This is a genomic window from Actinospica sp., from assembly GCF_035552695.1.
Lineage (GTDB): Bacteria > Actinomycetota > Actinomycetes > Streptomycetales > Catenulisporaceae > Actinospica.
This window is the reverse complement of record NZ_DASZKT010000100.1, coordinates 1-9,271: the sequence shown is the minus strand read 5'-3', so window position 1 is coordinate 9,271 and position 9,271 is coordinate 1. Positions and strand designations below refer to the sequence as shown.

Genomic DNA, 9,271 nt, shown 5'->3' with positions numbered 1-9,271 from the left:
AGCCGGCGGTCGCCGCCGAAGTTCTGCCAGAACCCCAGCGAAAGGAGTTCGACGCCGCTGGGATCGGCTCGCCGGAGCGCATCTTCCCGTACCGTCCGGCATCGGCGAGGTAGGTGCTGGTCGCGTCCATTTCCGCCCTGTCCCTTTCTCGAGCTCAGTCGACGGCCGCGACTGCGGCCAGGTCCTCGTGCATGTGGCCGGCGATGACTGCGCTGGTCAGGCGTCGGTCGAGCTCACGCACCAGCGGCGAGACCTGGTTCTGGGCGTCCTCGATCAGGCGGATGTCCTTCAGCGCAAGTTCGATCGGGAATCCCGGGGTGTAGTCACCGGCCGTCATCAGCTCTGCCTTGGCCAGCGCGTACGGCATGCCCAGCGGGCCGTCGCTCAGGACATCCAGGAACGACTCGCGTGGGACACCGAGCCGGTCACTGGCGTTCAGGGCGTCGGCCATCGCGACGGTGGCCGCGGTCATCCAGGTATTGACGATCAGCTTGAGCCGGCTGGCCTCCTGGCCTGGGCCGACGATCAGAATGCGCGTTCCGAGAGCGTCGAGCACCGGCCCGGCGGCGTCCACGGCCTGCTGCGGCCCGGCGACCAACCACGTGAGGGTGCCGTTGTGCGCCGGACCGGTGCTGCCGGACACGGGTGCGTCCAGCATGGTGCGACCGTGCTCGACCGCGAGCCTGTGCAGTCGGTCGGCCCATGCGGCACCGACCGTCGAGGCCTGTACCCAAACCGCGTCGGGGCCCATGGCCGAGAGCAGCCAGGTGGTCACCGACCGCACGGCACTGCCGTCGGCGAGCATCGTGATGACCACCTCGGCATCGACGACCGCATCCGCCAGATCTCCCGCGATTTCCGCGCCGGCCTGACCCAGCGGGGCGAGGCGGTCCCGGCGGCGGTTCCACACCGTCACCTGGTGACCGGTCTCGATCAGGCGCAACGCCATGGCCGTGCCCATGTGTCCGGTGCCGAGAATGGCAACCTTCATCAGAACTCCTTGGCTGTGGACGAGCGGATCCACTCGTCAGTGGGTCGAGTGGAAGACCGAACCGATGGCGAAGCCGATCCCTGCCGCACCGAGCCCGATCACGAGCATCTTCAGACCGCTGCGCCGCCAGTCCCCGACCAGCGAGCGGGCCGAGTAGACACCCACGCCGAACAGGACCAATGCGCTGAGCGCGATGGCCACAGCCAGGGCCGAGGCGCGCGTCAGCCAAAGGAACGGCAGCAGCGGAATCAGATGTCCGACCAACGTCGCCGCCGTGATCACCACCGCACTACGCACTGCGTCACTGGACTCGACCGGCTGCAGATGCAGCACGTCATCGGTGACGGTGGTCAGCCAGCGATCCGGCCGCGCGGTGAGCGTGGCGACGATTCGATCGAGCAGTTCGCCGGAGAAACCTTTCCCCGCATAGGTGCGGCGGATCTCCTCGCGAGCTGCCTGCGGCGCGGCTTGGATCGCGGCGAGCTCGCGTCGGCGGACCGCGCGGTAGTAGTCGCGGTCAGCAATGGTCGAGGTGTATCCCACGGCACCCATCGAAATCGACTCGGTTATTGCCGCGGCGAAGCCGGCGCCGAGCAGCACGCCGCGTGTGCCGCCACTGGCGATGACGCCCAGGACGATGCCGAGGATGTTCACCAGCCCGTCCTGCCCGCCGAGAATGACGTCGCGAAGCCAGTTGGCCTTCGGCTTCCGGACGGCGAGCGCTGCCCCGTCGAGTACCGATGCGGCAGCCATGCTGGTGCTCATCGATCGCCTCCCTGATGTAGATTCCCGGCCGGCCACGAAGCCCCTGGGGCTTATCAGACTCGTGGAGCCACTCGCCCTTGTCGTCCCGGCCAGCAGTCGTTTCCCGTTCCGGCGGGTGGGGAGCCGGTATGCCCGCCACCAGGCAGGCGCAGGTACCGGCTGACGGACGGCCGGAACGGCCGCTGCCCGCGATGACGCAGTCCCGATGAACATCCGACCCTGAATCACGCGGTGGCCGCCGCGAGCCGCACCTAGGAGATTCGATGGGCAGGATCACGTCCCGGCGGAAGGTCGTGCAGGCGCGGGGCGACGGCGCGCGCAGCACGCTCCTCGACACGCTCGCGGTGGAGGAGCCGCTCGAGATTCGCTCCGCCGGCGAGGTCATGAACGTCACCATGCGCACGCCGGGAGCCGACTTCGACCTGGTCGCCGGGTGGCTGGTGGGCGAGGGTCTGGTGCGCGGAACGCGCGAGCTCACTTCGATGTCCTACTGCCCCGGGCTGGACGACCATGGCCGCCAGACCTACAACGTCATCGAGGTGATCCTCGCCGACCACCTCGGGATCGGCCGCGCGCCGCGCACCACTTTCGCGAGCAGCGCCTGCGGCATCTGTGGCACCGCGTCCCTGGAGTCCGTGCGGGTTGCGTCGCCCTACGACGTGGCAGCCGACCGCCTGGAGATCGACGGTGCGGTGCTCGCCGCACTGCCCGACCGGCTCCGCAGCGCGCAGGTGGTATTCGAGCGCACCGGCGGCCTGCACGCCGCCGGCCTGTTCACCGCCGACGGGGGCCTGCTGTGCATTCGCGAGGACGTCGGGCGGCACAACGCGGTGGACAAGGTGATCGGCTGGGCGTTGCGCGAAGGACTTCTCCCACTGCGGGGCCACGTGCTGCAGGTCAGCGGCCGGGCCTCATTCGAGCTGGTTCAGAAGGCCGCGGTCGCCGGCATCCCGGTCCTGTCCGCGGTGTCGGCACCGTCCAGCCTCGCCGCCGACCTGGCCGAGGAGGCCGGCCTCACCCTTGCCGGTTTCGTGCGGGGCGGCGGATTCAATCTTTACTCGCGCCCGGAGCGGGTGCCCGATCGCAGTCGGCTTGCGGTCAGCGGGACTCGAGGAACGTGAGCACCGCCAGGACACGGCGGTGGTCGTTGTCGGTCTCGGGCAGGCTGAGCTTGGCGAGGACGCTGCGAACGTGCTTCTCGACGGTTCCCTCCGTGATCCACAGCTGACGAGCAATGCCCGCGTTGGAGCGGCCTTCCGCCATCAGCCCCAAGACCTCCGCCTCACGCGCGCTCAGCACCGCGAGCGGATCGTCACGACGACGCGCGGCCACCAACTCCTGCACCAGGGCCGGGTCCACGACCGAACCGCCGTTCGCGACCCGCTCGAGGGTGTCGATGAAGTCGTCCACGTCAACCACGCGACTCTTGAGCAGATAGCCGATTCCCCTGCCGCCGGCCAGCAGTTCCATCGCCTGCTCGACCTCGACGTGCGCCGACAGGACGAGCAACGACGTATCGGGAAGTTCCTCCCGGATCACCCGCGCTGCCTCAAGTCCTTCGACCGTATGAGTCGGAGGCATCCGGATGTCGGCCACGACAAGGTCGGGCGCTTGGGCGCGGGCCAAGGTCAGGAGCTGCGCTCCGTCGCCGGCCTGCCCGACCACGTCGAACCCCGAGCGCTCGAGCAGACTGGCCAATCCCTCCCTGAGCAGGACGTCGTCGTCGGCCAGGATCACCCGCCGAGCGGTCGTGACCTGGTGGTGCTGCTCGGCTCGTCTGCCGCCGAGCGACGTCGGCTCCGTAGTCATGGCGCGCATTATCAACCAGCGCTGGGCTACGCGGACATCTGGGGGAGCGACGGTGCCGGGGATCACGTGGAATTCGGTTGGGCCCACGCCTTGTCCGGAACGTGAGAATTCCTGCTAGCGGGCATGCACGGCCCCGTCGGTGCTGCGATCCTGAAACCATGCTCCGCTGCCTCATCGTCGACGACAGTTCCCGGTTCCTGGATGCCGCGCGCGAACTTCTGGAGATCGAGGGCATCTGCGTCGTCGGCGTGGCCTCGACCGGTGCGCAGGCACTGAAGCGGGTCGAGGAACTGCGGCCCGACATCGCCCTGGTGGACATCGAGTTGGGCGCCGAGAGTGGCTTCGAGATCGCCAGGCAACTGCACCGGCAGGGCACCCCGGGGGCACTGAGGGTGATCCTGATCTCGACCCATGCGGAGCAGGATTATCGGGACCTGATCGCAGGGAGCCCTGCTCTGGGGTTCGTGCCCAAGTCGGCATTGTCCGCCAGGGCGATCCTCGATCTTCTCGAACGCCAGGGCTGACGGCCGAGGACCTCCCGTACCGCCTGACGGCAGTGCGCGGAGGTCCTCGTCGCGGTCTTCTGAGGGAGGGTCACTTGTCCTCGGGGTTGAGGGCCAGGAAGACAGACCCGGCGGCGGCGCCGGCGACGAGTTGCACCACGACGTACACCCACAACGTCGACCACGTGAACAGGCCCAACACCGTGGTGGCGAGGGTGATGGCCGGGTTGAACACGCCGCCGGAGACGCCGCCGACCGCGATGACCCCCGCGGCCACCGTGAAGCCGACCGCCACGCCGTAGAAGGAGTTGGCCGGGTGGTCCCTGCTCGTGGCGACGTTGAGCACCACGTAACACAGGGCGAAGGTGAACAGAAGTTCCGCGACTGCCGCGGTAGTCATCGCGTGACCGGACAGGGACGGGGCCGCGGTCAGCGCGCGGCGGGCCTCGCCCGCGACGGCCGCCGCGGCGAGCAGTCCGCCCACGAGCTGTGCGACCCAGTAGGCAACGGCGTCGAGCGCCCCGATCCGGCCCCGCACCAGCACCGCCATGGTGACGGCCGGGTTGTAGTGGCCGCCGGAGATGTGCCCACCGGCGTAGATCATGGCCACCAGCACTGCGCCGATGCCCAACGGTGCGAGCGCGTTGTGAGTGATCACGGAGATGCCGGCCGTGAAGACGAGGAAGAACGTCCCAATCAGCTCGGCGGCGTACTTTCGCCCAGCCGACGCGCGGACTGCGGGCCGAGCGCGCATCCATTCCGGGGCAAGGCTGTGCGGTGTGTCGATATCTTCCAGCGTGCTGGTCATTGTGTGTCTCCTTCTAGGTAACCCCCGGGTCATTGCCCGGGAGCTTTGAGCGTCGTATTTCTGCGCGGACACGTCGTCAGGGCCAACGCCCATCTACGGCCCCCACGGGCTGGACAGAGCAGATTCCCGCTGGCCGGTAACGGGGCTGGGCGCCAGCCGCGAAGACGTGCCCGGTCCCCGAAGAGGACGGTGGACGCAGCTGACCTCGGTATCGCAGACCACGGAGGGATCCGCCATGACCCCGACACAGCCCACGCCGCCGACCACGACGGACGCCGGCATTCCGGTCGAGAGTGACGACCATTCGCTCACCGTTGGGCCCGACGGCCCGATACTCCTGCAGGACCATTACCTGATCGAGCAGATGGCGCAGTGGAACCGGGAGCGCACGCCGGAGCGCCAGCCGCATGCCAAGGGCAGTGGGGCCTTCGGCCGGTTCGAGGTGACCAACGACGTCAGCGCCTGGACCAAAGCCGCAGTGTTCCAGCCTGGCACCGCGACCGACCTGTTGGCCAGGTTCTCCACGGTGGCCGGGGAGCGCGGCTCCCCCGACACGTGGCGCGACCCGCGCGGGTTCGCGCTCAAGTTCTACACGTCCGAGGGCAACTACGACATGGTCGGCAACAACACCCCGGTCTTCTTCATCCGCGACCCGCTGAAGTTCCAGCACTTCATCCGCTCGCAGAAGCGCCGCGCCGACAACAACCTGCGCGACCACGACATGCAGTGGGACTTCTGGACGCTCTCACCGGAGTCCGCGCACCAGGTCACCTACTTGATGGGCGACCGCGGGATCCCCCTGACGTGGCGTCACATGAACGGGTACTCCAGCCACACGTACATGTGGATCAACGCCGCAGGCGAGCGGTTCTGGGTCAAGTACCACTTCATCAGCCACCAGGGCGTCGAGTTCCTCACCCAGGCCGAGGCCGACGCGCTGGCCGGCTCGGACGGGGACTTCCACACCCGGGACCTGTTCAACGCGATCCAGCGCGGCGACCACCCGGAGTGGACGCTCAAGGTGCAGATCATGCCGTTCGAGGACGCCAAGACCTACCGGTACAACCCCTTCGACCTGACCAAGGTCTGGCCGCACGGCGACTACCCGCTCACCGAAATCGGTCGGATGACCCTGGACCGCAACCCGACCGACAACCACACCGAGATCGAGCAGGCGGCCTTCGAACCAAGCAACATGGTGCCGGGCATCGGCCCGAGCCCGGACAAGATGCTGCTGGGCCGGATGTTCTCCTACCCGGACGCCCACCGCGCCCGCATCGGCGTCAACTACAACCAGCTGCCGGTGAACGCGCCGAAGTCCGCAGTGCACAGCTACAGCAAGGACGGCGCGATGCGCTACCACAACGTCTCCGACCCCGTGTACGCACCGAACTCCAAGGGCGGCCCGCAGGCCGACACCGCCCGCTACGGCGAGCCCGCGGGCTGGTACACCGACGGGGACATGGTGCGCGCCGCGTACACCCTCCGCGCCGCGGACGACGACTGGGGACAGGCCGGGACATTGGTCCGCGAGGTGTTCGACGACGCACAACGTGCGCGGCTGGTCGACAACATCGTCGGCCACCTCCTCGCCGGGGTCACCGAGCCCGTTCTGGAGCGCGCTTTCGATTACTGGCGCAACGTGGACCACGACCTGGGCGACCGGGTGGAGAAGGGCGTCCGCGCAGGCTCTACCTGAGCGCATCGGCGGACTCGCGAGATCGATTCTGACGCTGCGTCAGTACGGGCCCGACGCCGGAGGGGGGCGCCGGGATGCGTATCCAACCGAACTAACACGAGGGAGAGCAGGAATGCAGCACACACAGCTCCGGACGACCCAGCTGGGGGCCACGGGCCTCGAGATCACCCGCGTCGGACTCGGCGCCTGGGCCATCGGCGGCGGCGGCTGGGAATTCGGCTGGGGACCGCAGGAGGACGAGCAGTCGATCGCCACGATCCACCACGCACTCGAACAGGGCATCAACTGGATCGACACCGCCGCCGCATACGGGTTCGGGCACTCCGAGCGCGTCGTCGGTCGCGCGCTCGAGGGGCTGGCGCAGCGGCCGTACGTGTTCACGAAGGCGTCACTGCTCGAGGGCCCCGACCGACGGGTGGTGCACAGCCTGCGGCGCGACTCGATACTGCGCGAGGCCGAAGCCAGCCTCGACCGGCTCGGCATCGACGCCATCGACCTGTACCAGATCCACTGGCCGATCCCCCCGGCCGACATCGAGGAGGGCTGGTCGGCGCTGGCCGAGCTGAAGGAACAGGGCCTGGTGCGCCACATCGGCGTCTCCAACTTCGACGCCGAGCAGCTGCGCCGCATCTCCTCGATCGCCCCGGTGGAGACCCTCCAACCGCAGTACTCACTGGTCGAGCGTGAGGCCGAGCAGGAGCTCCTGCCGACCGCCGAGCGCGAGGGGATCGGCGTGATCGTCTACTCCCCGATGGGCTCGGGCATCCTCACCGGATCGATGACCCGCAAGCGGATCCAGGAGCTGCCGGACGACGACTGGCGCAGGCACGACGAGCGCTTCCAGGAGCCGCGGCTGAGCCGGACCCTCGCCCTGGTCGACCGGCTGCGGGCCGTCGCCGACCGCCACGGCACCACGCCGGGTGCGGTTGCCGTCGCGTGGACCCTGCGCAACCCGGCGGTCGACGGCGCGATCGTCGGCTTCCGGCGCCCGGACCAGGTCGATCCCATCCTCGCCGCGGCCGGGCTCGAGCTCAGCGACGGCGAAGCCAACCTGCTGCACGACGAGACCTGAAGGAGACCCTGATGACAACCGTCGGATTCGTCGGGCTGGGCGCGATGGGCAGCCGCATGGCGGGCCGTCTGCTCGAGGCCGGCCACCAGGTGTACGGAACCTCCCGCACGCAGGACAAAGCCGCGACGCTCGTCTCCGGCGGCCTGGTCTGGTGCGCGACGCCTCGCGAGGTCGCCGCCGCGGCGGACATGACTCTCAGCTCGGTCAGCGACGACGCCGCCGTCGAGGCGATCACCTCCGGACCGGACGGGATCCTGGCCGGCCTCGGTCGGGGAGACGTCTACATCGACATGAGCACGATCGCCCCCAGCACCAGCCGCCAGGTCGCCGGCCGGGTGCGGGCGATCGGCGCCCAGATGCTCGACGCGCCGGTCTCCGGCAGCGTCCCCGCGGCCGAGGACGGAACCCTCGTGATCATGGTCGGCGGCGAGGAGGCGACCTTCCGTACCGCGGAGCCGCTGCTGCGCGTGCTCGGCCGGACGGTCACCCACATCGGCCCGAACGGCCAGGGACTGCTGCTCAAGCTGGCCGTCAACCTCAACCTGGGCGCGCAGATGCTCGCCTTCAGCGAGGGCCTGCTGCTGGCCGAGCGCGGCGGGATCGACCGCAAGCTCGCCGTGGAGGTGATGACGGACAGCGCCATCGGCTCCCCGATGATGCGGGCCCGGGCGCCGTTGGTCCTCGACCTCCCCGACGAGGCGTGGTTCGACGTCTCCTTGCTGGCCAAGGACCTCGGCCTCGCGCTGACGGCCGGCCGCGAACTCGCGGTCCCACTGCCCGGCGCCACCACCACGGCGGACCTGCTCTCCTGGGCCGCGGCGCTCGGCTACGGGCGACGCGACATCGCCGCCCTGTTCGAGGTGCTCGGCCGGACCGCCACGTCCGAGGTGACCGTCTCCAACGCAAGAGCCTGATGAGCGCCGTCGACGTGGCCGGACCGCTGGCCGGGTCCCCCGGCGCGGCCCGGCCGCGTCGGCCCGCGCACATCCGCGCTGCGATCGTCTCCGCGCTGGCGATCGCGATCGGCTCGCTCTTCATGGCCGCGTACATGCTCGCGCTCGGCGATCCCGTGCCCCACCGGATCTCCGCCGCGACCGTCGGAGACGCCCGCGTGCGGATCGAGGCCGTCACCCGGATTGAGCAGGTGACCGGCGGCGGCGTCGACTTCCGCACTTACCCGTCCCTCGAGTCCGCACTCGGCGCCATGGCACGCCAACAGGTCTACGCCGTTCTCGACGCCAGGTCGCCGACCCCGGACCTGTACGTGGCCGGGGCGTCCGGTGCCTCCGTTGCGCGCGTGCTCTCCAGCGCCGCCGATGGGGACCCGCGGATCCGCGTCATCGACACCCACCCGCTCCCGCCGTCCGACCCGGTGGGGCTCGACGTCTTCTATCTCGTCATCGCCGCGACGATCCTCGGCTTCCTGACCGTGTTCCAGGTCCGCACGAACGCCCCCGGCCTCCCGCTGGTGGGCTGGACCGCATTCCTGCTGGCGTTCGCCCTGGTGGCGTCGCTTGCGCTCGCGCTGCTCGCGGGACCGTTGCTGCACCGTCTCCCCCTGCCTGTCCTGGAGAGCTGGGGGATCCTCGCGCTGCAGGTGATCACGGTGGCCGCATTCACCTCA

General features: G+C 69.4%; 10 protein-coding genes. 6 read left to right on the top strand and 4 right to left on the bottom strand.

All coding sequences use genetic code 11. The features are described from left to right. Positions 1 to 154 precede the first annotated feature (154 nt). Together VG296_RS12780 and VG296_RS12775 are read right to left on the bottom strand one after the other, a co-directional pair. Entirely contained in the window at positions 155 to 1,024 is an 870-nt protein-coding gene (locus VG296_RS12780) for an NAD(P)-dependent oxidoreductase (RefSeq protein WP_325565893.1), read from the bottom strand. A 3-nt stretch (positions 1,025 to 1,027) separates the two neighbouring features. Beyond that, a complete protein-coding gene (locus VG296_RS12775; RefSeq protein WP_325565892.1) occupies positions 1,028 to 1,756 on the bottom strand; it encodes a VIT1/CCC1 transporter family protein in 729 nt (242 codons plus the stop codon). Between the two features lie 263 nt (positions 1,757 to 2,019). Between VG296_RS12775 and fdhD the strand changes: the two genes are divergently transcribed. Then, positions 2,020 to 2,877: a formate dehydrogenase accessory sulfurtransferase FdhD gene (gene fdhD, locus VG296_RS12770; RefSeq protein WP_325565891.1), complete on the top strand. Its 858-nt coding sequence runs from the start codon at positions 2,020 to 2,022 to the stop codon at positions 2,875 to 2,877. Here the strand turns inward: fdhD and VG296_RS12765 are convergent. Continuing rightward, positions 2,855 to 3,565: a response regulator transcription factor gene (locus tag VG296_RS12765; RefSeq protein ID WP_325565890.1), complete on the bottom strand. Its 711-nt coding sequence runs from the start codon at positions 3,563 to 3,565 to the stop codon at positions 2,855 to 2,857. The two genes, fdhD and VG296_RS12765, sit on opposite strands and share 23 nt — an antisense overlap. A gap of 158 nt (positions 3,566 to 3,723) precedes the next feature. On the opposite strand from VG296_RS12765, the gene VG296_RS12760 reads away from it, so the two are divergent. Next, positions 3,724 to 4,089, top strand: coding sequence for a response regulator transcription factor (locus VG296_RS12760; RefSeq protein ID WP_325565889.1), 366 nt, complete (start codon positions 3,724 to 3,726; stop codon positions 4,087 to 4,089). 70 nt (positions 4,090 to 4,159) lie between these two features. Here the strand turns inward: VG296_RS12760 and VG296_RS12755 are convergent, their stop codons facing one another. Continuing rightward, positions 4,160 to 4,822 carry an MIP/aquaporin family protein gene (locus VG296_RS12755; protein ID WP_349259543.1) on the bottom strand — a complete coding sequence of 221 codons (663 nt, stop codon included), beginning with the start codon at positions 4,820 to 4,822 and terminating at the stop codon, positions 4,160 to 4,162. 289 nt (positions 4,823 to 5,111) lie between these two features. Here VG296_RS12755 and VG296_RS12750 point away from each other — a divergent pair, with 289 nt between their 5' ends. From VG296_RS12750 to VG296_RS12735, 4 genes are all read left to right on the top strand, one after another. Next, entirely contained in the window at positions 5,112 to 6,575 is a 1,464-nt protein-coding gene (locus tag VG296_RS12750; RefSeq protein ID WP_325565887.1) for a catalase, read from the top strand. Between the two features lie 112 nt (positions 6,576 to 6,687). Beyond that, the gene (locus VG296_RS12745; RefSeq protein ID WP_325565886.1) at positions 6,688 to 7,647 is read left to right on the top strand and encodes an aldo/keto reductase; all 960 of its coding nucleotides are present in this window, start codon (positions 6,688 to 6,690) and stop codon (positions 7,645 to 7,647) included. An 11-nt stretch (positions 7,648 to 7,658) separates the two neighbouring features. After that, on the top strand, positions 7,659 to 8,561 hold the full coding sequence (locus tag VG296_RS12740) for an NAD(P)-dependent oxidoreductase (protein WP_325565885.1): 903 nt from the start codon (positions 7,659 to 7,661) through the stop codon (positions 8,559 to 8,561). Next, positions 8,561 to 9,271 (top strand): hypothetical protein (locus tag VG296_RS12735; RefSeq protein ID WP_325565884.1); only part of this gene is annotated, 711 nt, incomplete at its 3' end. The genes VG296_RS12740 and VG296_RS12735, both read left to right, overlap by 1 nt.